Below are 24,075 nucleotides of genomic sequence, written 5' to 3'. Positions count from 1 at the left end.
GTCACCGGTCCTTCTTCGTCGTCGGGCGGATCACTGCCATGCGGGTCACCGTCAGTTCGTCGATCGCGAACCTCGGCCCCTCGCGGCCCGTCCCGGAGTCCTTCACGCCGCCGTACGGCATGGTGTCGGAGCGGAAGCCGGGGACCTCGTTGACGACCACGCCGCCCGCCTCCAGGCGCTCCACGGCGGCGAAGGCCGTGTCCAGCGAGGCGGTGTAGACGCTCGCGTGCAGCCCGTAGCGCGAGTCGTTGGCCAGGGCGAAGGCCGCCTCCATGTCCGGGACCGAGCGCAGGCACACCACCGGGCCGAAGACCTCCTCGCTCCACACGGCGAGGTCGGGGTTCGGGTCCAGCAGGAGCGTGGGATCCAGCACTCCGCCCGTCGCCCCGCCGCCGACCGCGAGGGTCGCGCCCGACTTCACCGCTTCCTCGACCCACGTACGGACACGGTTCGTCGAGCCCTCGTCGATCAGTGCCGACACACGTGTCTCCGCATCCCTCGGGTCGCCCGTCGCGATCCCCGGGATGCGCTGCTTCAGGAGTGCCACGAACTCCTCGCGCACGGCCTCCTCCACGATGACCCGCTGGACGCTGATGCAGGCCTGCCCGGACGCGTAGTAACCGCCGCGCACGACCGCGTCAGCGGCGGCGTCGAGGTCGGCGTCGGCGGCCACCAACAGGGCGGCGTTGGAGCCGAGTTCGAGGAGCGTCCTGGTCGGTGCGGCGTCGCGCGCGATGCGGTGGCCGACGGCTGCGGAGCCGGTGAAGGAGACCGCGCCGATACGGCGGTCCGTGGTGAGTGTCTCCCCCACCTCGGGGCCTCCGGTGACCAGTTGCACCGCCGCCCGCGGCGCCCCGGCCGCGCCCAGCGCCTCGCGCAGCAGGCGGACCAGCCACAGCGTGGCCAGCGGTGTCTGCGGGGCGGGCTTGGCGATGACCGGGCAGCCGGCCGCGACCGACGGCGCGAGCTTGTGCGCGGCGAGGAGCAGCGGGTAGTTGAACCCGGCGATGCCGACCACGACGCCGATCGGCTTGCGGGTCCAGAAGCCGAGCAGCCCTTCGCCCGAAGGCAGCAGGTCGAGCGGCACCGTCTCGCCGTGCAGCCGCGCCACCTCCTCGGCGGACGTACGCAGCGTCAGGAGCGTGCGGGCCACTTCCACCCGGCAGTCGACCAGGGGCTTTCCCGTTTCCAGGACGAGGAGGCGCTCGAAGTCGGTGCGGCGGGCGGCGATCGCGTCGTGCGTCGCCTGAAGGGCCGAGCTGCGGATATGCGAGGGCAGGGCTCCGACGCGGGTGCGGGCCGCGACCGCCTCGTCAAGCGCCCGGCGGGCCAGCGCCGTGTCGCCGACGGGCGCGCGGGCGATGACCGACCCGTCGTACGGGAAGCGCACTTCGTCGCTCGCCGGCGCCGGCAGCCAGGTGTCGCCGACGGGCAGACCTTCGGGGAACTGCGACGTCAACGCGCTTTCTGCCGCGGCCGGTTCAGGGTGTGCGTTCACGAGTGGTGCTCCTGGTTGAGGTCGGCCGCCGTCACTCCGGCCAGCGCCTTCTCCAGCGTGGGCACGGCGGCGATCAGCCTGCGGGTGTACGGGTGTTGCGGGTTCTCGTAGAGCTCCTCGGTCGGCCCGCTCTCGACGATCTCGCCCGCCCGCATGACGGCGACGCGGTCGCACACGTGCCGTACGACGGACAGGTCGTGGGAGACGAAGACGAGCGTGAGGTTCAGCTCGTCGACGAGGTCGGCGATGAGGTTGAGTACCTGCGCGCGTACGGACACGTCCAGGGCGCTGACCGGCTCGTCGGCCACGATGATGTTCGGGCGCGGGGCCAGGGCGCGGGCGATGGAGATGCGCTGGCGCTGGCCGCCGGAGAACTGGTGCGGGTGGCGTCGCGCGGCGTCGGCGCCGAGGCCCACGGATTCGAGGAGTTCCGCCACCCGCTCCTTGCGGTTCGCGATGCCCTGCGCGACGAGCGGCTCCGCGACGATGTCGCCCACCTTCATGCGTGGGTCGAGCGAGCTCATCGGGTCCTGGAAGACGAGTTGGAGGCGCTCGCGGACGAAGCGGAGTCGCCGTTCCTTGAGTCGCGTGATGTCGCGCCCCTCGACCTCGACGGTGCCGCTCGTCGGCTTGTCGAGCCCCGCCAGGATGCGCAACAGCGTCGACTTGCCGCACCCCGACTCCCCCACGATGCCGAAGCGCCCGCCGCGCGGCACGGAGAAGCTGACGCCGCGCAGGGCGTGCACGGGCGGCGCGGGTGTGCGCAGCGAGGCGCGCGGCCGGTGGTAGTCGCGAGTGATGTCGGTGACACGGAGGGCGTCGCCGCCCGTCTGCTGCTCAGCCACGTCCTGCCTCCTGGTGGTCGGGGGTGTCCGCGTCCCGTACGCCGCCGTGGCCTCTCGGCACGGGGTGGAAGCACGCGTAGCCCGCGTCGGGGCCCGTAGCGGTCCACGCGGGGCGTGTCGCACACAGGTCGGTGGCCTTGGTGCACCGGTTGCGGAACACGCATCCTTCGGGAAAGGCGCCGGCCGGGGGCACCGAACCGCCGATGGTGGCGAGTCGGCCGCGCTCGTCGACGGCCGTCAGGTCGGACGCGCCGATCAGGCCCTGCGTGTACCGGTGTCTGGGGCGTGTGAACACCTCGCGTACGGGCCCGGATTCGACGATCCGGCCGCCGTACATCACCATGACGCGTTCGCAGGCGGTGGCGACCACGGCCAGGTCGTGCGTGATGAACAGGAGCGCCGAGCCGCGGTCCCGCACCCCGCGCACGATGAGGTCGAGGACGCGGGCCTGCACGGTGACGTCGAGCGCGGTGGTGGGTTCGTCGCACACCAGCAGCGCGGGGTCGTTGGCCAGCGCGATGGCGAGGACGACGCGCTGGCGCTGGCCGCCGGAGAACTGGTGCGGGTAGCCGCGCGCCGCGGCCGCCGGATCCGGCAGGCCCACCTGGTCGAGGAGTTCCACGGCGGCGGCGTGCGCGGAGGCGCGGTCGGGCCGGGTGCGGTGGATGAGGAGCACCTCGGCGATCTGCCGGCCGATCCGCATCGTGGGATTCAGGGCGGTCATGGGCTCCTGGAACACCATGGCCATGTCCTTGCCCCGTACGCGGGACATCCGCGCCTCGTCCGCCCCGATCAGGTCGTGGTCGACTCCGGCGAGCCGGACCGATCCCGTGGCGCGCAGCCCTTCGGGGAGCAGGCCCATGAGGCTCAGCGAGGTCAGTGACTTGCCGGAGCCGGATTCGCCGATGAGGCCGACGCGTTCGCCGGAGCGGATGGTGAACTCGACGTCCTGTACGAGTGGTTGACTGCCGGCAGTGCTCACGTTCAACCCGCTCACGCTCAGCACATCGTCCGGTGGGGTCTCCGGTGCGGGGGTCATCGGTTGTCCTCCACCTTGGGGTCGAAGCGGTCGCGCAGCCCGTCGCCGAGCAGGTTGAAGCCGAGGACGGCCACCGCGATCGCGAGGCCGGGGAAGACGGCGAGCCGGGGCGCGGTGCCCAGCAGTTCCTGGCTCTCCTGGAGCATCCGGCCCCAGGACGGGGTGGGCGGCGGGGTGCCGAAGCCGAGGAAGGACAGCGCGGCCTCGGCGAGCACGGCGATGGCGAAGCCGACGGAGGCCTGCACGATGATCAGGCTGCTGACGTTGGGCAGTACGTGCCGCAGCGCGATGGCGAGCGGTCTGCGTCCGGCGGCGCGTGCGGCCAGCACGTACTCCGTGCTCATGACCTGGAGGGTGCCGCCGCGGATCAGGCGGGCGAAGCCGGGGATGGAGGCGATGCCGATGGCGACCATGGCGACGCCCGTCCCCGCGCCGTAGACGGCGGCGAACATGATGGCGAGCAGCAGAGCGGGGAACGCGAGGATCAGGTCGTTGCCGCGCATGAGGAGTTCGCCGAGCCGGCGCGAGCCCATTCCGGCGAGGATGCCCAGCGGTACCCCGACGACCGCGGCGACGCCGACCGCGACCAGGCCGACGTAGAGCGTCGTCCGCGAGCCGATCATGATCTGGCTGAAGACGTCGCGGCCGAACTTGTCGGTGCCGAACCAGTACTCGGCGGACGGGTCCTGCATGCGTACGGCGGGGTCGACCAGCGTCGGGTCGTGCGGCGTCCAGATGAAGGACAGCAGGGCCACGGCGACCACGAGCGCGACGACGGTGCCGCCGACGAGCAGGGAGCCGGGCAGGGGCCTGCGGCGGCGCCGTGCCGACGCGCCGACGTCCACGGTGTTCGAAGCAGCCATCACCCACGCACCCTGAGTCGAGGGTCGATCAGCACATAGGCCAGGTCGACGAGGAAGTTCACGAGCAGCACCGCCGCCGCGATGATCATGACGACGTCCTGCACGACGATGAGGTCCCGGCCGGCGACGCTGTCGAGCAGCAGGCTGCCGAGTCCTGGGATCACGAAGACCCGCTCGATGACGACGGCTCCGACGAGAAGCGTCGCCAGTTGCAGCGCCAGGACGGTGACGACCGGCACGGACGCGTTGCGCAGCCCGTGCCGCACCAGTGCCTTCATCGGGCGCAGGCCCTTGGCGCGGGCGGTGCGCAGGTAATCCTCGCGCAGCACGTCGAGCACGGAGCTGCGGACGTAGCGGGTGAGGACGGCGGCCTGTACCAATCCCAGTGACAGCGCGGGCATCAGCAGCTGTTTGAGGAAGAGCACCGGATCGTCGGCCGGTGGTGTCCAGCCGTTGGCCGGCAGCCAGCCGAGTCCCACCGCGAACACGGTGATCATGAGGATGCCCGCGAGGAACGCCGGTACGGCGACGCCCACTTGGGACAGCGCCGACAGGACGAGCCCGGACGGTTTGCGGTGCCGTACTGCCATCAGCGTGCCCAGCGGCACCGCCACGAGGCACGCGATCACCATGCCGGTCCCCACGAGCCACAGGGTGACCAGGAGGCGGTCGGCGAGCTGCGGTCCGATCGGCGTGTGCGAGATGTAGGAGTTGCCGAGGTCGAAGGTGACCAGGTCGTGCAGCCAGCTCACGTACTGGTCGACGAGGGAGCGGTCGAGGCCGAACTGTGCGCGCAGTTGGGACACCGCGGAGTCGGACGCGCCGGTCCCGAGAGCGACGCGCGCGGGGTCACCGGGCAGCACCGCCATGAACGCGAACACCACGACGGAGCTCACGAACAGGCTCGCCAGCAGGATCGCGATCCGCTGCGCAAGACGGACGATCATCGGTTCAGGCCGCCTTTCAGGGCTGGTCGGAGCGGCCGGACCGGCTCAGGCCGGTGAGGTCAAGGGATTCGGTGACGCTGTTGACCGGCAGTCCTGTGATGTCCGCGTCCGCCACCATCAGGTTCGGCAGCAGGAACAGCCAGTCGGCGGCGGCGTCCTTCGACAGCGTCCGGGCGGCCGCGCTCATCGAGGCGGTCTGCTCCTTCTGGCTGCCGGTGTCCGCCTTCGCGAGGAGGTCGCGGAACGCGGGGTTGTCGTAGCGGGTGTAGTAGTTCTTGTCGCCGAACACGGCGGGCATGTCGCGGGGTTCGACGTGGGACATGATCGTCATGTCGTAGTCGGCGTTCTTGAAGACGGTGGTCAGCCAGGCCGCGGGAAACTCCAGCTGGCTCAACTCGACCTTGAATCCGGCCTGTTCGAGCTGGCTCTTGACGACGGTGCCGCAGGCGGCGGCGTACGGCAGCGTCGGGATCCGCAGCCGCAGGGTGCGCCCGGCCTCGCCCGACTCCTTGAGGAGCCTGCGCGCCTTGTCCCGGTCGTACGGGTACAGGCCGGTGAGGTCCTGGTACCAGGGGTCGGTGGGCGGGACCATGCTGCCGATGAGTTTGCCGCGCCCACCCCAGCAGGTGTCGACGAGGGCCCGGTGGTCGATGGCGTAACGGACCGCCTGCCGGGCCTTCTTGCTCTTCATGGGCCCTGAACCGTTGTTCAGCGAGAGCATCACCTCGCCGTTGGTCGAGCCCTCGATGACGCGGTACTTGGGGTTGTTCTCGAAGCGGTACAAGGAGTCCGGTGACTGCATCGCGGCGATGACATCGATGGTGCCCGTGAGCAGCGCGTTGTTCATCGCCGTCGGGTCCTTGAAGTACTTGAGCGTGACCGTGTCGAAGTGCGGTGCGCGGCCCCAGTAGTCCGGGCGGCGGGCGAGGGTGATCGAGTCGCCGCGGTTCCAGCTCTTCAGCTCGTACGGTCCGGTGCCGACGGGGTCGGTGGCCAGCCTGCCGACGCCGGTGCGGCTGAACATGGCGCCGGTACGGGTGGTCATCCGGTACAGCCAGTCGTTGCTGGGCCGCTTCAGTGTCACCTTCAACTCGTCGCGGGACACGGCCCGTACGCGGTCCACGACGCTCATCTGGGCCTTCAGCGCCACGGTCCACTTGGGGACGACGCGCTCGATGGAGAACTTGGCGTCCTCGGCGGTGAACGGTGCGCCGTTGCTGAACTTCGCGTTCTTGGTGAGGTGGAAGGTGTATGTCCTGCGGTCCTTCGACAGCTCCCATTTCCTCGCGAGCGAGGGCCTGATCCTGCCGTGCTGGTCGAGCTTCACCAGGTTCTCGTAGACGTTGTAGAGCAGCGCCTGGGGGATGGCGGCGCCGTCGGTCTTCGTGAAGTCGAGGTTGGCGGGTTCGGCGGTGACGCCGATCGCGAGGGAGTCGCCGGGGCCATCGGGGCGGGATCCCGCGGCGGTGGAACCGGCGGAGCAGGCCGTGGCCAGGAGCAGAAGACAGCAGGCCAGGAGGGGCGCGGCCGTCCGGACGTGGCGCCCGCGCCGTCGGTCCTTGCTCATGCACGACACCTTCCGCCGTAACTGGCCTGACCAGTAAGCTCACTTGACAGGTACCGTGACGACTGAGGCGGTACCTGTCAAGAGGGTGGTACCTGTCCACCGGCACGAAGGAGAGGGTGCGGATGTCCACCGAACAGAATCTGGCCACCATGTCCGCCGTCGAGATGACCGCCCGCTTCGCGGATCGCTCGGTGTCTCCGGTCGAGGTGCACGACGCCGTGCAGTCGGTGATCGAGGCGCGCGAGGGCGAGCTGAACGCGTTCTGGGTGCGGGATCCCGCCGAGTCTCGCAAGGCGGCAGCGGCGAGCGAGACCCGTTGGGCGGCCGGGGAGCCGCTGGGGCCGATCGACGGTGTGCCGGTGACCCTCAAGGAGAACATCGCCCGCAGCGGCGTCCCGATGCCTTCGGGCAACGCGGGAGTGGAGCCGGTGGTGCCCGAGCGGGACGCGCCGATCACCGAACGGGTCCTGGAATCGGGCGGATCGGTCCTCGGCTCGACCGTCATGCCCGACTGGGGCATGCTCTCCTCCGGTGTCTCCAGCCGGCACGGCATCACGCGCAGCCCCTGGAACCCGGCCTGGACGACAGGCGGTTCGAGCTCCGGGGCGGGCGCGGCGGCCGCGGGCGGATACGGGCCGCTGCACGTCGGCTCGGACATCGGCGGCTCGATCCGGCTTCCGGGTACGTGGCTGGGCCTGGCCACCCTCAAGCCGAGTGACGGCCGAATCCCCCTGGACACACCGTACTTGGGGCGCGCGGCCGGCCCCATGGCGCGCACGGTCGCGGACCTGGCCCTGTTCATGCGGGTGCTGAGCAGGCCCGACCCGCGCGACTGGACGAGCCTGCCGCCGCAGGACATCGACTGGTCGCAGCAGCGGAGTGAGGTGCGGGGGCTGCGGGTCGGCCTGCACCTGGACGCGGGGTGCGGAGGGCCGCGCGATCCGGAGGTGGTGGAGGCGGTGCGCAGGGCGGCGGGTGTCTTCGAGTCGGCGGGCGCGACGGTCGAGGAGGTGCAGCCGTTCATGTCCCAGGAACTCCTGGACGACCTGGACCTGTTCTGGCGGGTGCGCTCCTGGAACGACCTCCGTGCGCTCTCCCCCGAGGCGGCGCTGCGAGTCCACCCGTACATCATGGGCTGGTGCCGCGAGGGCGCCGACGTACCCGGCACGCGGGTGCTCCGCTGCTACCAGCAGATCATGCGGATCCAGGCCCGGACGGTGGCGGCGACGCTCCCGTACGACATCGTGCTGTCGCCGGTGGCGCCCGTGTCGGCTTTCCCGGCCGAACAGCCGATGCCGTTCATGGAACCGGGCAGGACGATGTCGCACATCGGCTTCACGGCCCCGTACAACATGTCCGGTCAGCCCGCCGCGACGGTCAACTGCGCTTTCACGGACGACGGTCGGCCCATCGGCGTACAGATCTCGGGGCGCCGCTTCGACGACCTCGGCGTCCTCCAGACGGCGGCCTGGTACGAGCGGAACCGCCCGGCCGAGGCGGTGCCGCGCTGGCCCGACCAGGCCTCTCGGGGCAAGCAGGGGAAGACGCCGTGACGTCGGACGACGGGCCGCGGTTTCAGCAGGTGGCTCCGGTCCGGCTCTACCAGCGGATCGTCGAGCAGATCGAGCAGGCGATCGCATCCGGCGACCTGAAGCCGGGGCAACGCCTGCCGAGCGAACGCGAGTTGGTCAGCCAGTTCGGCGCGAGCCGCCCCACGGTACGGGAGGCGCTGCGCGTCCTGGAGAGCGGCGGCCTCATCCGCTCCCGGCACGGCGACCCGCACGGCCCGGAGATCCTGCCGTTCACGACAGCCGGACTGGCCAAGGAGATGACCCGCCTGGCCCGCGTCGAGCACATCTCGATGGCCGAGCTGATCTCCTTCCGCATGATCCTCGACGGCTCGGCCGGCCGGCTCGCGGCGCACCTGCGCACGGACGCCGAACTGTCCGCGATGGAGGAGACGGTGACGGCGATGACGCACGCCATCGACGCGGGCCACGAGGAGTTCAGCACGGCGGACGTGGCGTTCCACGAGGTGGTGGCGCGGGCCAGCCGCAACGCGCTGCTGGAGGTCTCCAACCAGGTCGTCCGCGGAGCGGTCCGCACCCTGATCGCCGACAAGGTCGCCCACGCGGACAACCGGGAGGCCCTGATGCGCACGTCGCTCCGCCACCACCAGGCGGTCCTGGAGGCCATCCGCATCCGCGACGGCCTGGCAGCGGCCCGCATCTCACGCCGAACGCTGTACGACTACTACGCGGGGTATGTGCCGGAGGAGGAACGGGGGCTGTTGCTGGCGCTGGTGGACGGGGAGGAGGGCTGATCACCGTGCCAGGGTGTGTCGCCGTCATCGGTGCGGGGGGGCCTTGAGGCCTGCGTGGGCCGGAATCCGTGCCGGCTGGGTGCGCGCGGTGCTCGTCGACGCCGGGGTGCCCGGCGAGGGCGTCATCAACTGGTCCTTCTCGTGGGTCAATGCCAGCAACAAGACCGTGACCAGGCCCTACTTCGACCTGAACGTCGCGGGCACGGCGGCCCACCGTGCGCCGGCGGGGATCGTCGGGCCGGACGGCCGGTGGCATCCCAGCGGGCACCTGCGCTGGGCGGACGACACCGACGCGCTCATCGACACAGGCCAGGACCCGGCCCGGCAGGCGCGGCAGGTCGTCCCCGGGCTGGGACCCGCCCGCATCGCACGGACACGTGTCGTCAACCGGCCCATCCCCGCCGACGGATTCCCCTCCGTAGGAGCCGTGCCGGACGTGCCGGGCTACTACGAGCCCGGGCGGTTCCCCGTGTGACGGAGGCGGTGGTGGGGCGACAGTTCGCCACGCCGTTCTCGGCGAAACGACCCTCGAACGACCCTGGTGCTCTGGTGTTTTCCCGGCCACAGATGGTCAGTGTAGGAAACGGAATGATCATCTGTTGCTCGGAGGAGAGGCTGCACCATGGACGCCTATGTCATGACGGCACGTCATGAGGACCTGAGGGCGGAGGTGCGGTCGTTCGCCGAGGAGAAGATCGCTCCCCGAATCGCGGACATGGAGGCCTCACGCGCCGTCGAGTTCGAGCTGGCGCGGCTCATCGCGCGGCAGGGCTGGATCGGCGTCACCGTCGACACGGAGTTCGGCGGCATGGGACTCGGGCACCTCGCGAAGACCATCGTCATCGAGGAACTGTCGCGCGTCAGCGGGGCCATGGGCGCGATGGCGCAGGCCTCCCAGCTGGGGGTCGCGAAGATCATCCACTTCGGGGACGACGCACAGCGGCGCACCTGGCTGCCTCGCATAGCCGCCGGCGACTGCCTCCCGACGATCGCGGTGACCGAGCCCGAGTCCGGCGGCCACGTCCTCGGCATGGAGTCCACCGCGTACCGGGACGGGGACGATTACGTCCTCAACGGGCGCAAGGTGTACGTCGGCAACAGTCATGTCGGTGATCTGCATGGCGTCGTGGCGCGGACCGCCGAGGGTTCGCGCGGGCTCTCCGCGTTCCTCGTGGAGTCCGACCGGCCCGGCTTCAGCGTCGCCCCGCACACCCCGGCGATGGGCCTGCACGGCTTCAGCTTCGGTGAGCTGCGCTTCGACAACTGCCGTGTCCCCGCGGCCAACCTCCTCAGCGGCGAGGGCCGCGGCCTGGACGTCGCGTACTCCTCCAGCATTCTCTACGGGCGCCCGAACCTCACCGCCGTGTCGCTCGGCATCCACCAGGCGATCGTCGAGGAGACGGTCCGCTTCCTCAACGAGCGCGAGCGGTACGGCAAACCGCTCAGCGCCCAGCCGAACGTGCGCCAGAAGCTCGGCGCGATGCAGTCGGGCCTGATGACCGCGCGGCTCCTCGCCTACAACGCCGCGCACCTGCTGGACAGTGGCGCGCCGTGCGACGCGGAGCTGATGAACGCCAAGTACGTGGGCGTGGAGTCGGCGATCACCGCGGGCCGCACCGCGATGGAGATCCACGCGGCTGCGGGACTGTTCCCCGACCGCCCGATCGAACGGTTCATGCGGGACGCCCTGCACATCTACTCCCCCGCCGGCACCTCCGACATCCAGGTGCTGCGCCTCGCCGAGGTCGCCCTCGGCACCTCCCGCAGCCGTTGGTCCGAGCAGCTCTCCCAGCCCGTCACCGTCACGGCGTAGCGCTACGGAAGCCGCTCACCCGCCCGCTCGTAGATGAGCCGCATCGCCTCGTCCCGTACCTGCTTGATGAGCTGAAGGCTGTTGTGGCCGCTGTCGAGGGGGCGGGGCTCCGTGCCGACCGCGCAGACCGTGCCCAGGACGAGGTCGGTGTGCGGGTCGATCAGCGGGGCACCGAGGTAGACGCGGATGCCCAGTTCGTCCACGACGGGGTTGCCGGCGAAGCGCGGCGCCGCGTAAACGTCGGGCAGCACCAGCGGCTTGCGGCGGGAGAGGACCTCGGGGCAGTAGCCGTGGTCGCGGGACATCACACGGCCGACCTCGCTGGCGGTGTGGTCCTGCGGCACCATGGTGTGCCGGGTCCCCTCGGGGGTGTGCAGGCCGACGAAGAACTGCTGGTCGGTGATGAGGTTGACCATCGCGTACGGGGTGTCGGCGGCGCCGGCCAGTTCCGTGGCGAGCCGGTCGAAGTGGGCGTCGGGTTCGCCGAGGCCGAGCTGCTTCAACCGCTCGGCGCGGGCCGCGAGTTCGGGGTCGGCGGCCGGGTTGTGGAAGCCGGTGAGGGCGTCGTAGGGCATGGTCGCTCCAGCTGGATCAACGGATCGCGGGCGTACGGTGGCGCCGGCTGAGGGTCAGTGCGTATTCGACGAGGGCGATGAGGACATGGCGGCCGGTGTCGGCGCGCCGGGCGTCGAAGAGGACGACGGGCACCTCCGGGTCGAGCTCCAGGGCGGTGCGGACCTCGGTGGACGTATAGCTGTGATGCGCGGTGTCGAACTCGTTGACGGCCACGATGAACGGCAGCCCGCGGTCCTCGAAGTACTCGATCGCGGCGAAGCTGTCGGCGATGCGGCGGGTGTCGACCATGACGACGGCCCCGATCGCGCCGAGCGCCAGGTCGTCCCACATGAACCAGAAGCGGTCCTGGCCCGGCGTGCCGAACAGCAGGATCTGCAGCTGCTGTTGCCACAGGGTGATGCGGCCGAAATCCATGCTGACCGTGGTGGTGGTCTTGTTCTCCACGCCGTCGAGCCGGTCGAGACCGGCGCTCGCGGAGGTGAGGACCGCCTCCGTGGTGAGCGGTTCGATCTCGCTGACGCCGCAGACCAGCGTGGTCTTGCCGACGCCGAACCCACCCGCCACGAGTATCTTCAGCGCGGTCAGCGGGATGTCAGAGGCTGCGTAGGCCGACAAGGACTGCCTCCAGAAGGTTGGGGTCGCCGCCGTCGGCGTCGCGGGGCGGGACGGTCGGGGCGAGGACATGGGAGTCGATGAGGTCGGACAGGATGACCTTGGTGACCTGAACGGGCAGCCGCAGCCGGGCCGCGAGCTCGGCGACGGAGCGTGGTTCGAGCCGGCACAGGGCCAGCACCTGGGCACCCTCCGGCTGCAGGAGCAGACCGGGGCGCTCCATGTCGACACGCAGGTGCGAGCCGAGGCCGAGCGGGTGGCCCGGGCGGGTGCGCCCGCCGGTCAGGGCGTAGGGGCGGGTGGTGGCCGTGTCCTCGGCGAGCCACGCGCTCCCCTCCGGGGTCGGGTCGCGGTCCACCGGTCACTGCGCCCAGTCGGGCGAGGGCGCCGGACTGAGACGGGTGGGGGTGCCGAGGTGTCCGCGTACGCTCCTGACGAGCATGGTGATCTCGTAGCCGACGACGCCGACCTCCGCCTCGCGCGCGGCGAGGACGCCGAGCACCCCGTTGAGCCCGGCCTTCGAGACGAACAGATAGCCTCCGGCGCACTCCACGATGACCTGTTCCACTCCGGCCATCGGCTGGTGGATGGTGCTGAGGCCGGTGCCGAGTGAGCACATTCCCGTGGCGATCGCGCTGAGCCGGTCCGCCGCGGCGTCGTCGAAGCCGTGCCGGTAGCGGGTGACTCCGTCGCTCGAGGCCAGCACTGCACCCAGGACGTGGGGCACTCGGGCCGAGAAGTCGGCGAGCAGCCAGTCGAGGTCCTCGGAAGGTGCCTGCGTGGTCATGTGTCAGTTCTCCTGGTGTTCGTCGGACCGTGGCGGCTGCGAGGCGTCGGGCCGGGATGCCTCCCGGCGCGCCGCCTGGACCCCGCCGCTGTAGCGGGCGAGGAGCCCGCCGTCGAGTTCGGTGTGCTGCTGCGGGAGTTCGCCCTCGGCGGCGCCGCCGTGCCGCAGCTCGGGCGCGAGGTGACTGGACCCACGTCGCGTCCGCTGGGTCAGGGGCGGGCGCTGGGCGGGGTCACCGCCGCCGCTCTGGGGGGCCGGTTGAGCCCTGTCAAGCCCCGCCGACGATTGAGCCCTATCAAGCCCCTCCGGCGATTGAGGAGCGGGGTCCGGGGCGGAGCCCCGAGGCGTGGGGCCGGGGCCCGGCGGCGGCATCGGGCCCGGCTGGGCCGTGGGCGCCGGCCCCGCGGTGGCGGCCGTCGGGATCCGGCCCGTGGCCGGGCCCGCGGGCACCCGCCGCGGCAAGGCCGCCGCGTGAGGCACCGCCCCGGCCTCCGCCTCATGCCACACCCCGGCCTCCCGCGGCTGCTCACCGTGCCGCTCCCCGGACCGCGCACCCGCCTGGACGACCGGCCCCACCGGCCCGACCGGCACGGCGTCCGGCAGCGGCGCCGCTGCCGCGGGAACGTGGGCGTCCTGGTGGGACGCGTACGCCGGGGCGGGCCCGGACGCATAGGCCGCCTGCTCGGCGGGGCCCGGCGCGGCAGTCCGGGCAGCCGGTGCCGCGGGTTCGGGCCGGGTGGGCCCGGAGGGCGCGGCGTCGTCCGCGGGCGTGTGCAGCACCGCGTGCGGCAGGATCACGATCGCCTGCGTACCCGCGTACATGTTGGCCTCGAGGCGAACCGTGAGGCCGCGCCTCGACGCGATCTTCGCGGCGACGAACAGCCCCGTGCGGCCGTCCTTGAGCTGCTGCTCGACGTCGTACTGCTCGGGGTGGGCGAGGAGTTCGTTCATCCGGCGCCGGTCCTCGTCCGACATGCCGAGACCCCGGTCCTCGACCTCGATCACCATGCCGGAGCCGGCCATCGCGGAACGGATCAGGACCTGACTGGTGGGCGGCGAGAACCGCGTGGCGTTCTCCGCGAGTTCGGCGATGAGGTGGATCGTCTCGACGGCGGCGTGTCCACGCACCTGCACACCGCCCGCCACGGGCATCACTCGGACCCGCGGGTACTGCTCGATCTCGGCGATGGACTGGCGCAGCACTGTCGCCAGCGGCACCGGGTGGCGGATCTCGCGCGGGACGGCGCCGCCGAGGACGGCGATGGACTCGACGGACCGCTGGATCCGGGTGATCAAGTGGTCGATGCCGAACAGGGTGTTGAGCAGTTCGGGGTCCTCCACGATGCGCTCGGCGTCGTCGAGGCTCTTGAGCGCGCGGACCACCAGTGTCTGCAGCCGGCGGGCGATGGTGGTGAACGCGTCGAGCTGGCGGCGCGTCGCGGCCTGCAGGACCGCGGAGTGCGTGGCGTGCAGCCCGTGGTGCAGCTCGTGTTCGAGCACGGCGAGCGGATGCGAGTCGATCATCCGCTCGGGCGCGGCGACGGGCAGCCCCGCGGGCTCGCCCCGCTGGATCCGCTCGGCCGCCCGCTGGATCCCGTCGATGCGCTCGCTCAGGGCGGCCCGCAGGCGGGCGGTCCGCTCGGCGACGCTCGCTTCCTGGGCGGCCTGCACGGTGTGCAGGGTGCGGGCGGTGGCGCGCGCCGCGCGCCAGGCGAAGCCGATGGCCGACCCGCAGAGCACGGTGGCTCCGGCGCCCGCGCCCCAGGCCACCGCGGCGGAGTCCGATCCGACACACGCCGCGTACGCGCCCGCCGCCGCGACGGTGACGGACGCGGTCGGGGCGACGGCGAGCAGGGTCAGGCGCTGCCGCAGCCCTTTCTCGGAGAGCAGCGTCGACGCGGGATTGCCGCGGTGCAGGCCGCGGCCGCCCACGGCGGCACCGTCCGCGGAGTAGTCAGGCATGGGGGTTCCTCGGTAGAGAAGCGAGCGGCGCACGGTGCATGTGGCGGACCACTAGGGCCTGTCGTTCGCCCGCACCTCGGAAAACAGCCGCGTCAAGATCTTGAACTACCCTGCGGCTTCAGGGGCGTTCGGGGCTACTTCAGCCCAGGGTCGTTTCAGGGTCGTTCCGGTTTCGGCCGGTGCGCCGCCTGGTGGGGCACTCCCGCCGAGCTTCCCCGCGAAGGCCAGCACCGCGTCGAGGGACGCGGTGTCGACGAGTCTGCTGCGGGGCCGCAGCAGCCCTCCGGTACCGAATGTCGCCAGCTCGCCGCAGCGCCGCGTCAGCCACTCCCAGTCCACGTCGAGGTGGCCGGCGAGCGAGCGCAGCCGGTCCTCGGGGCTCGCGCCGTGGGTCACCGCGCGGGCGCGGGCCCGGGCGAGCAGTTCCGTGCACGCGCGGACGTCGGCAAGGGAGTCGCTGGTGTCGACGTGCCAGATGCCGTGCTCCGCCATCCAGTTGGTGACGATCACCTTGTCGTCGGGGACCAGGACGAAGGCGTCGGTGCGCGCGAAGCCCGGGTCGGCGTAGACCCGCACCTCCAGGCCGTGCAGCTCCATCAGGGCCACGGCGAGCCACAGCAGGACGCGCTCATGGGGCCCGGCGTCCCGCAGGACTGCCTCCGGGATGTAGAGCGCCCGCTCGGAGGGTGCGGCCCCGGCGCCGTCCCGGATGGCGCTCAGGTACTCGGGCCAGCACGCGAAGAACAGCCAGGCCGCGGCATCCTCGGCGGAGGGCAGCGGCGTCCAGAACAGCGGCGGGGCGCTGGTGCCCGCGAGTTGGCGGGTGATGTGCCGGGCGCAGACGTGCATGCCGAGCCAGGCCGCGCTCACGTTGGTGAGTTCCGGCATCGCGGCGCGGGCCATGGCCGAGCGCCGCTGCTCCAGGAAGGGGCCGAGCCGCTGCTGCTCGGCGTGGAGCACGGCGTCGTCGGCCTGGAGGCTGTCGTCCAGATTGGTCATCGCCCACAGCAGCGCGTACGTGAGCTGGTCGACCCGGTAGGCGGACGGGATGGTGAGCATGTCGCCGCCGGTGACCAGGCTGCGCTTCGCGTACGCGGCGTCCAGGGCGTACGCGCTGCCCTGGGACTCGGCGAGGATGAGGGCGCGTCTGGTGGGCCGGATGAAGTGCCGGACGTGCGGCTGGTCCGCGGCGCCGATGATGACGAGTCCGGCATGCTCGTCCGCCTCGTAGATCTGCACGGGCAGTTGGGCGCCGTCGAACCGGTGCCTGCCGGTCAGGTGCCACAGCCCTTCGAGTCCTGAGGCCGCGTCGGGGAGTCTGAGCGAGGAGCCGCCGAACGCGTCGTCGAGCGCCCGCGCGGTGTCCCTGACCACCTCGGCGCCGGTACGCGGCCGGGGGCCGTCCCGCTCGTCGGCCGCCGGCCTCAACAGCGCCGCGACGTCGGCGCCGAGCCAGTGCTCAAGCACCGTCGCGGTGTCCGCGCGCGGCACCTGCTCGCCGCTGAGCCACCGCTTCCACGTCGCCTGCGACGCCGACACCGCGGCGAGTCCGGGGCGCCCCAGGTCCCGCGCGGCGGCCTCGGCCGCGCGCCCGAACTCCGCATCGAAGACCGCGTAGCCGTGGCAGCCGCGCTCCTCCAACAGCACTCGCAGCAACGTCCGCCGGGCCATCAGCGCCTCGCCCCCGCGTGGACGGCGCTCGTCCAGGGGACCCCTAACCCCCGTCGACCGGCCGGTATGTGACGGTGCGCATGCCGAAGGCATGTGCGGTTGCAGAGATCCATGGCTGTGATTATGTCGACGCCATGTGAGGCTTGGGGTATCAATTTGTGAAGATCGTTTGCAGACACTTCCCGAACGTGGAGCGTCCGGTGTCGAGTTGAGGTCAAAATGGCCAAGGCCGCGCGCAGCGGTGAAGACGACACCGGTCGCCTTGGTCTCGTCTTTCCCTACGAGGACGAGGAGCGTGTACGGGGCCGACGAGTACTGAGCCTGACCCGAACAGCACACCTAGGCCACCGTCCCCGCGCGCGCGACCGTGCCGTGGGCCCACCGGCTGGAGGCGAGTACGGCGAGGCCCACGACGCCCGCGCCGAGTGCCAGGACGAGCCACCACACACCATGCGCGGCAGCGGTGAAGTCGGCGCCGCCACGGTCGAGGTGCGGGCCGATGACAGCGCCGGCGACCGCGACGCCCAGAGTCGTCCCGGCCTGCCGTCCGGTGGAGGACAGCGCTCCTGCGAGGCCGGCCATCGAGCGCGGCATGCCGGAGATCGCCGAGTTGCTGATCGGCGGATTGACCGCTCCCATGAAGACACCGAACAGCAAGTGGACCGCGAGGACCGCCGGGAGCGGAGTGTCCGGGCCCAGCCCCAGCGACAGGCCACCGCCGAGGGCCAGCGCGCTCCCGGCGATCAGCAGCGGGAGCCGGGGGCCGCGCGTACCGACCATCCGCCCGATGCGCGGCGCCACCAGCAGCACCGGCACCCCGACCGGAAGCAGACACAGCCCGGCCGCGACCGGCGCGAGACCGCGGACGTCCTGGAGGTACTGGGTGGTGACGAACAGGAACGCGCCGAACCCGCACAGGGCCAGGACCGCTGTCGCGATGGCCGAGGTGAACGGCACGCTGCGGAACAAGCGCGGCTCCAACAGCGGTTCGCTGCACCGCAGTTCGTAGCCGATGAAGGCCGCGGTGCCGAGCACCGCGAGCGCGTACAGCCCGACCACCGGCGTCGAACTCCACCCCAGCGACCCGGATTCAATGATCGCGTAGACGACGGCGCCCAGGACCAGCACCATCAGCACCTGGCCGACGGGGTCGAAGCGGCGGGCCCGGACCGCGCGGGACTCGGGCACGAACAGCGCGGAGCAGACGATCGCCACGGCCACGACCGGGATGTTGATCCAGAAGACCGACCGCCAGCCGAAGGCATCGACCAGACCACCGCCGAGGATCGGGCCGAGCGCGAGCGCGAGCCCCGACATCGAGGCGAAGACCCCGATGGCGCGGGCCCGTTCGGCGGCTCCGGTGAAGGTGTTCGCGACGATCGCCATGGCCACCGGGTTGAGCATGGTGGCGCCGACGGCCTGCAGCATGCGCGCGGCGATCAGCCAGCCGATGCCCGGCGCGAGTCCGCACAGCAGCGAGCCGAGGCCGAACGCGCTCAGCCCGCACTGGAAGACCTTCCGGCGGCCGATCCGGTCGGCGGTGGATCCGGCCAGGACGAGGAAAGAGGCCAGCACCAGGGTGTATGCGTCGACCGTCCATTGCAGCCCGGACTCCGAGGCGTGCAGATCGCGACGCATGGCGGGGAGCGCGATGTTGACGATGGAGATGTCCATCACGACGACCACGATGCTGAGGCAGCAGATGGCCAGGACAAGGGACTTGTGGCGGGCGCTCGGGTCGCCGACCGCCGTGGGAGAGCGCAAGGAGGAACTCATGACCGCGACGCTAGAATTGAGAGCGTGCTCGAAATCAAGCCCGAATCCGCGTCCCGAGCCATTCCCGCAGAAGGCGCGACGATCGCCGAGGCGGCCCGCCGCACCGGGGTCAGCGTGCACACGTTGCGCTACTACGAGCGCGCGGGCCTGGTCGTCAGCCCCGTCGACCGCACCAGCACCGGCCGCCGCCGGTACCGGGAGCTCGATCTCAAGTGGATCGTCGTCTGCACCAAGCTGCGCGCCACCGGCATGCCCATCCGTGGCATCCGCGTCTACGCGGAACTGGTCGCCGCCGGTCCGGGCAACGAGGCGGAGCGTCTTGCGCTGCTCGAGGCCCATCGCGACGAGGTCCTGGACCGGTTGGCGCGGACCCGCGAGAACCTGAAGATGATCGACCACAAGATCGACGTCTACCGGGACAGCCTGGCCGCGGGCGAGGCCGACCAGCTGTGGGCACCGGTCGACCGCTCCCGGACGTGATCACCGCATGAACAGCCCCCCGTTGGCGTCCCAGCACGCCCCCGTCACCGTGTCCGCGTGCTCGGCGGAGAGCAGGACGACCATGTCGGCGATGAACTGCGGGCGGCCGAGACGGCCCACCGGGATCTGCGCCTCGACCCGGGCCAGTTGCTCCGGGTCCACGGTGCGCCGCACCACCGGCAGGTCCTGCGGGCCCGGCGAGACGGCGTTGACGGTGACGCCGCGCGGGCCGAGGTCCCGGGCGAACACCTTGGTGAGCGTGGCGACGCCGCCCTTCGCCGCCGCGTAGTGCGCGCCGGTCGCCGTGCCACCGTTCTGGCCCGCGAGCGAGCCGAGGTTGACGATGCGTCCGTAGCCGCGCTCGGCGAAGTACGAGCCGAAGACCTGGCAGCCGAAGAAGGTGCCGTGCAGGTTGGTCTCCACCACGGCGGCGAAGCTCTCCGGGGTGATGTCCATGAGTGACTCGACCTTGGAGTGCCCGGCGTTGTTCACGAGGACGTGCACCGCGCCCCAGCGTTCGACGAGCCGGTCGCGGGCACGGGTGAAGGCGTCCTTGTCGCGGACGTCGAGGGCGAGGCCGACGGCGTTCTCGCCGGTGGGGTCGAGTCCGGCCGCCGCCTTGGCCGCGGCCTCCTCGTCCAGGTCGGTCAGGGCGACCCGGTACCCGTGGTCGTAGAAGCGCGCGGCGATGGCGCCGCCGAGGCCGCCGGCCGCCCCGGTGACCAGGACCACGCGGTGCGCGTCGTCCTCCCAGCGCTCCCCCACGCCCTGCGGGCTCACTTCGTCACGTCCGGGAGCGGCCGGCCGACACGGGCCTCGATCTTCATGTAGCGCCACAGGCCGTACTCGCCGACCTGCACGGTACGGAAGAGGTTGCAGGCCGCGGCGACGGTCGGCTGGTCCACGACGTCGGCGAGGACATAGCTGGTCCAGGGCCAGGAGCCGGAGGGGCCGACCATGTGCTGGTCGTCGTCGATGGTGCCGATGACGTTGACGCCCGGCAGTTCGTGCAGCCGGCGCAGCATGCTGGTGAAGCCGTCCCAGACCGCCTTGCCCTGCCCGGTCGGCAGGTCGAAGAAGTTCTGGTTGACGCCGATGCAGAACAGGACCCGCAGGGGTGCCTGGGGGGACGTGGACATGTGGGTCACACCTTTCGTAAGGGTTCTCGTGTCGTACGGGTTCTCGTGAACAAAGGTCAGATGTAGCCGGGGAACGGGTCGACGCCCATGAGCACCGCCCCCGCCCCGTCGTACAGGCCCTCTTGGAGGAACGCGTGCTGCGGCACCACGGAGGCGTCCCGCAGATAGCGCTGCATCGGGCTGCCGTCCGCGATGGCCCGAATGCCGGCGAGTTGGTAGGCGGTGCGGGCGACGTCGAAGGAGTCCTGCGCGAGGGCCGTGGAGGCGAGCCGCAGCAGGCTCGCCTGGTGGGCGGTGGCCGGATCGCCGCTCAGCACGGTCTCCCACACCTCTTCGGTGATCTCGTAGAAGAACGCGCGGGCCGAGCGAAGGCGGGCCTCCGCGCGGCCCACCGCGATCCGGTACGCGGCACGGTCGGCCGCGACAGGGCCTCCGGTGTAACTGGCGCGCCCGCCCTCCGTGATGACCTGGTCGAGCGCGGCCCGTGCCACGCCGAGGCCGACGACGGCGAGGACCTGCGCCGCGTACGGCACGGCCGGGTAGCGGTAGAGCGGTTCGTCGACGGTCGGCTCGCCGCCGCGGACGAAGGTCCACTCCTCGGGTACGACGACGCCGTCGACGGCGAGGTCGTGGCTGCCGGTGCCGCGCATCCCGATGACGTCCCAGCTCTCGACGATCTCGACGTCCTCGGGACGCAGCACCGCGGTGCGCGGCCGGCCCGCCCGGTCCTCGCCCACCTTGATGCCGACGCCGAGGACGTCGGCGCCCTTGCAACCGCTCGCGAACTTCCAGCGGCCCGAGACCCGGTAGCCCCCGTCGACGGGTTCGGCGGGCTGTACGGGGAAGAGGCCGCCGGCGAAGGCGACATCGGGCCCGTCCGCGTACAGCCGCTCCTGGGTCTCCAGGGGCAGCGCCGCGAGATAGATCAGGGAGGAGCCGAAACTCGCGACCCAGCCGGCCGAGCCGTCGACCTGGGAGATCCTTTCGATCAGGCGGAGGAATTCGGCCGGCGGCAGCGGTTCGCCGCCGAAACGCCGGGGCGCGCTGGCGCGGTAGAGGCCCGCCTTCTTGAATTCGGCGATCACATCGCGGGGCACGTGGCGCACGCTCTCGAATTCGGCCCTGCGCGCTGCCACCACGTCCAGCACGTTGTCCAATGAATGCGTCATGCGTAATTCCCCTGCCTGACCGGCGAGTTGATCGCCCTCACTCGTTTCACCGACAAACCTAGGCGCGGCCGTCGTGCGCCAACAATTGGGAATGTGCAGGGACGTGTAGGGGATTTCCCTGATCGTTTACGCCGCCGTGCCCCGCAGCGGCAGCCTGAACCGGAAGACGGTGCCGCGCGGGGAGTTCGGGAACGCCTCGATCTCGCCGCCGTGGCGGGTGATGATGCGATGGCTCAGGGCGAGGCCGATGCCGTGGCCATTGCCCTTCGATGTGAACACCCCGTCGAAGATCCGCCCGTCCGAGGAGGCCGGAAGGCCGCCGCCGGTATCACGCACCTCGACCTCCGCGCAGTCGCCGTCCCTGCGGGTGGAGATGGTGACCTCCCCCGGTTCGTCGGGCCAACGCACCATTTCCTCAAGGGCGTTGAAGGCGAGGTTCATGACGACCTGTCCGATGAGTACTTTCTCGCAGCTGACGGGCAGGTCCTCCGGTCCCCGTTCCCAGCGCACGGCGACCTGGTGCGCCCTCGCCCGTACGTCGACGAAGTACGCGCAGTCGGCGACGATGTCGTTGACGTCGACGAACCGTTTCGCGTCCTCCAGGCGCACCACGTAGGCGCGCAGGCTCGACAGGATCGTGGTGGCGCGCTCCAGTTGGCGGGTGGCGTGGTCGAGGCCCCAGCGCAGCGAGCCGGGTTCGGGGGTGTCGTCGATGCGTCCGAGGGCGCCCGCGACGAAGTTGTGGGCGGCCGCGATGGGCTGGCTGACCTCGTGGGCGATGGCCATCGCCATGTCGCCCATGGCGTTGTAGCGGGCCAGGTGGTTGAGGTACATGGCGTCGCGCCGGTGTTCCTCCTCGGTGTGCACCGTGTCGGTGATGTCGTGGAAGAGGAGGAGCAGGCCCCGCAGGTCGTTCTCGATGTCGATGTACTGGCTGCGCGCCGCGAACCAGCGCTCGGGGCCGCCGCCGGTCTCGTCGGCGACCGCGAGGCGGTAGCGGGCGTCGGTGGGCCGGCCACCGCGTGAGGTGTCCTTCAGCACGCCGCGCAGGACGGCGCCGGAATCGGTGGCGAGGAACTCGGTGAAGTCGGTGCCGTGCAGGTCGTCGGGGTCCCGGTCGAGCAGGATGCCCGCCGATTCGCCCGCGAAGAGGATCCGGCCGTCGTCGTCGAGCACCACGATGCCCTCGTCGAGGTTGCGCAGGAACGCCTGGAGCCTGGCCTCTGTGCGGGTCAGGTCGCGGCGGGTGGCCTTCTCCTCGGCGATGTCGCGGAACTGCACCATGACGACGGGCCCGGTGGAGAGTTCCACACGCTTGGCGAGTGCCTCGCTGAGGATGTCGGTGCCGGCCTTCGACCGGTAGCACCACTCGATGCGGCTGCGGCCCTCGTCGGCGGCCCGTTGCAGCCAGGCGACGCCGATGTGCCGCGCGTACTGCGCCGCGTTGGAGCTCATGTCGGGGGCCTTGAGCGGCTTGAGCTCGTCGAGGGTGAAGCCGAACGCGGCGAGCGCGGCCGGGTTGGCCCACAGGATGTCCTTGGTGTGCGCGTCGTGCACCAGGACGCAGTGGTCGATGACCTCGAAGAGGCGGGCCAGGTCGGGGCAGGCGAGGTCGGCGGTGGCGGGCATCGGTGTGTCACACCTCCTCGGGGCGCAGGCCGCAGCGCATCATGTCGCCGATGAGCGCGCCGAGGGTGTCGGCGTCCGTCTTCTCGCGGATGCGCGCACGGTGTGCGTCGACCGTCTTCAGGCTGATGCCGAGCTGTCGCGCGATCACCTTGCTGGGGACGCCCTCGACGACCTGGCGCAGGATCTCGCGCTCGCGCGGGCTGAGGTGGGTGATCCGCTCGCGCAGGGAGCGCTGCTCGGCGCGGCGCGCGTAGCGCTCGCCCGCCACCCGCAGGGCCTTCTGCAGGATGTCGAGCAGCCGTTGGGGGTCGTAGGGCTTCTCCAGGAAGTCGACGGCTCCGGCCTGCAGGGCGCGCACCGACATGGGGATGTCGCCGTGCGCGGACACGAAGACGATGGGCAGCGCCGCACCCTGCGCGTTGAGGAGTTCCTGTACGTGGAATCCGCCGATGCCCGGCATGCGTACGTCGAGGACGAGGCAGGCCGGGCGGTCCGGGTCGAAGGCGTCGAGGAAGGCGTCGGCGTCGGTGAACCACTCCGTTTTGATGTGCACGGATTCCAGCAGCCAGGCCAGGGAGAGGCACAGTTGCTCGTCGTCGTCGAGCACGTAGACGAGGCCGGCCGCCGGTTCACCTGTCATGATTCCTCGCTTCCGGGAGGCGGCACGACGGGTGCCGCCGGATTCGGGCGGTGACACCGGGGTCGTACCCGCGGCGCGAGCGCACGATGTCACGACCGCGCACACCGTGGCCATGAGCACATGTCTCCGCCTCGCCGGGTCGCGTCGGTCCGGAGGCCGACGGCCGGCTTCACGCCCGGTTCGCGCCCGTCACGCGGTCAGTGACGTGGGGATCGAGTGGAACCGGCGGCGGAAGTAGACCAGCGCGCCCGCCCCGTCCTCCCCGACGAGCACCCGCTCGGCCTCGATGAACATCACGGTGTGCGAACCCTGCTCGGCGGTGCCGGTGACGCGCCCGACGACCGAGGCGGCGGAGCCCTTGAGCACCGGTACATCGGCGAGTGTGTGGTCCCATACGTCGCCGCAGGCCGCGAAGCGTTCCTCGGCGGGCACACCGCCCGCGAAGGCCTTGGCGACATCGGCGTGGTCGGGGCCGAGGACGTTGACGCAGACCCGCCCGTTCTGCGTGAACAGGTCGTGGCTGCGGCTGGACCGGTTGATGCAGACGAGCATGGTGGGCGGGTCGTCGGTGACGGAGCAGGCCGCGCTCACCGTGATGCCGGCGCGACCGCGCGGTCCGTCCGTGGTGACGATGTTGACGCCTGCGGAGAGGTTCGCCATCGCGTCACGGAACGATCGTTGGTTCGAGGTGAGTTGGCCCACCGCTGCCCTGCGTGTCACGGGTGTCATGGCTGCCACG

At 71.3% G+C, this 24,075-nt stretch carries 24 protein-coding genes; 5 read left to right on the top strand and 19 right to left on the bottom strand.

What is annotated here, in order from left to right:
- Nucleotide 1: 1 nt before the first annotated feature.
- The 6 genes from ACIRHA_RS02600 to ACIRHA_RS02575 are packed head-to-tail and all read right to left on the bottom strand — an operon-like array spanning nt 2 to nt 6,759.
- Nucleotides 2-1,498, bottom strand: coding sequence for an aldehyde dehydrogenase family protein (locus tag ACIRHA_RS02600; RefSeq protein ID WP_403839041.1), 1,497 nt, complete (start codon nt 1,496-1,498; stop codon nt 2-4).
- Complete coding sequence (locus ACIRHA_RS02595) at nt 1,495-2,343, bottom strand: ATP-binding cassette domain-containing protein (RefSeq protein WP_403839039.1); 849 nt, start codon at nt 2,341-2,343, stop codon at nt 1,495-1,497. The genes ACIRHA_RS02600 and ACIRHA_RS02595 overlap by 4 nt, the downstream gene beginning before the upstream one ends.
- Nucleotides 2,336-3,382, bottom strand: a complete 1,047-nt coding sequence (locus tag ACIRHA_RS02590) for an ABC transporter ATP-binding protein (protein ID WP_403839037.1) — start codon at nt 3,380-3,382, stop codon at nt 2,336-2,338. The genes ACIRHA_RS02595 and ACIRHA_RS02590 overlap by 8 nt, the downstream gene beginning before the upstream one ends.
- Complete coding sequence (locus tag ACIRHA_RS02585) at nt 3,379-4,245, bottom strand: ABC transporter permease (protein ID WP_403839035.1); 867 nt, start codon at nt 4,243-4,245, stop codon at nt 3,379-3,381. Before ACIRHA_RS02585 ends, ACIRHA_RS02590 begins: the two co-directional genes overlap by 4 nt.
- A complete protein-coding gene (locus tag ACIRHA_RS02580) occupies nt 4,245-5,192 on the bottom strand; it encodes an ABC transporter permease (RefSeq protein ID WP_403839033.1) in 948 nt (315 codons plus the stop codon). The genes ACIRHA_RS02585 and ACIRHA_RS02580 overlap by 1 nt, the downstream gene beginning before the upstream one ends.
- Nucleotides 5,193-5,208: 16 nt before the next feature.
- Nucleotides 5,209-6,759, bottom strand: a complete 1,551-nt coding sequence (locus ACIRHA_RS02575) for an ABC transporter substrate-binding protein (RefSeq protein ID WP_403839031.1) — start codon at nt 6,757-6,759, stop codon at nt 5,209-5,211.
- Nucleotides 6,760-6,881: 122 nt separating this feature from the next.
- Here ACIRHA_RS02575 and ACIRHA_RS02570 point away from each other — a divergent pair, with 122 nt between their 5' ends.
- The 4 genes from ACIRHA_RS02570 to ACIRHA_RS02555 all read left to right on the top strand — a co-directional run bounded on the left by ACIRHA_RS02570 (nt 6,882) and on the right by ACIRHA_RS02555 (nt 10,895).
- Nucleotides 6,882-8,312 carry an amidase gene (locus tag ACIRHA_RS02570; RefSeq protein WP_403839029.1) on the top strand — a complete coding sequence of 477 codons (1,431 nt, stop codon included), beginning with the start codon at nt 6,882-6,884 and terminating at the stop codon, nt 8,310-8,312.
- Nucleotides 8,309-9,082, top strand: coding sequence for a FadR/GntR family transcriptional regulator (locus ACIRHA_RS02565; RefSeq protein ID WP_403839027.1), 774 nt, complete (start codon nt 8,309-8,311; stop codon nt 9,080-9,082). Before ACIRHA_RS02570 ends, ACIRHA_RS02565 begins: the two co-directional genes overlap by 4 nt.
- 43 nt (nt 9,083-9,125) lie before the next feature.
- Nucleotides 9,126-9,557, top strand: coding sequence for a hypothetical protein (locus ACIRHA_RS02560; RefSeq protein WP_403839025.1), 432 nt, complete (start codon nt 9,126-9,128; stop codon nt 9,555-9,557).
- A 147-nt stretch (nt 9,558-9,704) separates the two neighbouring features.
- Nucleotides 9,705-10,895 (top strand): acyl-CoA dehydrogenase family protein, encoded by a 1,191-nt coding sequence (locus ACIRHA_RS02555; protein WP_403839023.1) that lies wholly within the window; start codon nt 9,705-9,707, stop codon nt 10,893-10,895.
- Between the two features lie 2 nt (nt 10,896-10,897).
- Here the strand turns inward: ACIRHA_RS02555 and ACIRHA_RS02550 are convergent, their stop codons facing one another.
- The 7 genes from ACIRHA_RS02550 to ACIRHA_RS02520 all read right to left on the bottom strand — a co-directional run bounded on the left by ACIRHA_RS02550 (nt 10,898) and on the right by ACIRHA_RS02520 (nt 18,279).
- Nucleotides 10,898-11,470 (bottom strand): GAF domain-containing protein, encoded by a 573-nt coding sequence (locus tag ACIRHA_RS02550; protein WP_403839021.1) that lies wholly within the window; start codon nt 11,468-11,470, stop codon nt 10,898-10,900.
- Between the two features lie 16 nt (nt 11,471-11,486).
- Entirely contained in the window at nt 11,487-12,086 is a 600-nt protein-coding gene (locus ACIRHA_RS02545) for a GTP-binding protein (RefSeq protein ID WP_403839019.1), read from the bottom strand.
- The gene (locus ACIRHA_RS02540) at nt 12,064-12,441 is read right to left on the bottom strand and encodes a DUF742 domain-containing protein (RefSeq protein ID WP_403839017.1); all 378 of its coding nucleotides are present in this window, start codon (nt 12,439-12,441) and stop codon (nt 12,064-12,066) included. Before ACIRHA_RS02540 ends, ACIRHA_RS02545 begins: the two co-directional genes overlap by 23 nt.
- Before the next feature lie 3 nt (nt 12,442-12,444).
- On the bottom strand, nt 12,445-12,870 hold the full coding sequence (locus ACIRHA_RS02535) for a roadblock/LC7 domain-containing protein (protein WP_403839015.1): 426 nt from the start codon (nt 12,868-12,870) through the stop codon (nt 12,445-12,447).
- 3 nt (nt 12,871-12,873) lie between these two features.
- Nucleotides 12,874-14,832: a sensor histidine kinase gene (locus ACIRHA_RS02530; protein ID WP_403839013.1), complete on the bottom strand. Its 1,959-nt coding sequence runs from the start codon at nt 14,830-14,832 to the stop codon at nt 12,874-12,876.
- A gap of 105 nt (nt 14,833-14,937) precedes the next feature.
- Nucleotides 14,938-16,503 carry a hypothetical protein gene (locus ACIRHA_RS02525; protein ID WP_403839011.1) on the bottom strand — a complete coding sequence of 522 codons (1,566 nt, stop codon included), beginning with the start codon at nt 16,501-16,503 and terminating at the stop codon, nt 14,938-14,940.
- A gap of 339 nt (nt 16,504-16,842) precedes the next feature.
- Nucleotides 16,843-18,279, bottom strand: a complete 1,437-nt coding sequence (locus tag ACIRHA_RS02520) for a DHA2 family efflux MFS transporter permease subunit (protein WP_403839009.1) — start codon at nt 18,277-18,279, stop codon at nt 16,843-16,845.
- A gap of 24 nt (nt 18,280-18,303) precedes the next feature.
- On the opposite strand from ACIRHA_RS02520, the gene ACIRHA_RS02515 reads away from it, so the two are divergent.
- Nucleotides 18,304-18,759, top strand: coding sequence for a MerR family transcriptional regulator (locus ACIRHA_RS02515; RefSeq protein WP_403839007.1), 456 nt, complete (start codon nt 18,304-18,306; stop codon nt 18,757-18,759).
- Here the strand turns inward: ACIRHA_RS02515 and ACIRHA_RS02510 are convergent, their stop codons facing one another.
- From ACIRHA_RS02510 to ACIRHA_RS02485, 6 genes are all read right to left on the bottom strand, one after another.
- The gene (locus ACIRHA_RS02510; RefSeq protein WP_403839005.1) at nt 18,760-19,539 is read right to left on the bottom strand and encodes an SDR family NAD(P)-dependent oxidoreductase; all 780 of its coding nucleotides are present in this window, start codon (nt 19,537-19,539) and stop codon (nt 18,760-18,762) included.
- Nucleotides 19,536-19,898, bottom strand: coding sequence for a hypothetical protein (locus ACIRHA_RS02505; protein ID WP_403839003.1), 363 nt, complete (start codon nt 19,896-19,898; stop codon nt 19,536-19,538). The genes ACIRHA_RS02510 and ACIRHA_RS02505 overlap by 4 nt, the downstream gene beginning before the upstream one ends.
- A gap of 56 nt (nt 19,899-19,954) precedes the next feature.
- Entirely contained in the window at nt 19,955-21,067 is a 1,113-nt protein-coding gene (locus ACIRHA_RS02500) for an acyl-CoA dehydrogenase family protein (RefSeq protein WP_403839001.1), read from the bottom strand.
- 126 nt (nt 21,068-21,193) lie between these two features.
- Nucleotides 21,194-22,696, bottom strand: a complete 1,503-nt coding sequence (locus ACIRHA_RS02495; protein ID WP_403838999.1) for an ATP-binding protein — start codon at nt 22,694-22,696, stop codon at nt 21,194-21,196.
- A 7-nt stretch (nt 22,697-22,703) separates the two neighbouring features.
- Nucleotides 22,704-23,336 (bottom strand): response regulator transcription factor, encoded by a 633-nt coding sequence (locus ACIRHA_RS02490; RefSeq protein ID WP_403838997.1) that lies wholly within the window; start codon nt 23,334-23,336, stop codon nt 22,704-22,706.
- Between the two features lie 189 nt (nt 23,337-23,525).
- A complete protein-coding gene (locus tag ACIRHA_RS02485; RefSeq protein ID WP_403838995.1) occupies nt 23,526-24,065 on the bottom strand; it encodes a flavin reductase in 540 nt (179 codons plus the stop codon).
- Between the last annotated feature and the right edge of the window lie 10 nt (nt 24,066-24,075).

The organism is Streptomyces sp. NPDC102360 (genome assembly GCF_044766085.1).
In the GTDB taxonomy this organism is placed as follows: domain Bacteria; phylum Actinomycetota; class Actinomycetes; order Streptomycetales; family Streptomycetaceae; genus Streptomyces.
Note: the sequence above shows the minus strand (reverse complement) of the source record. Positions and strands in the feature narration are given on the sequence as shown.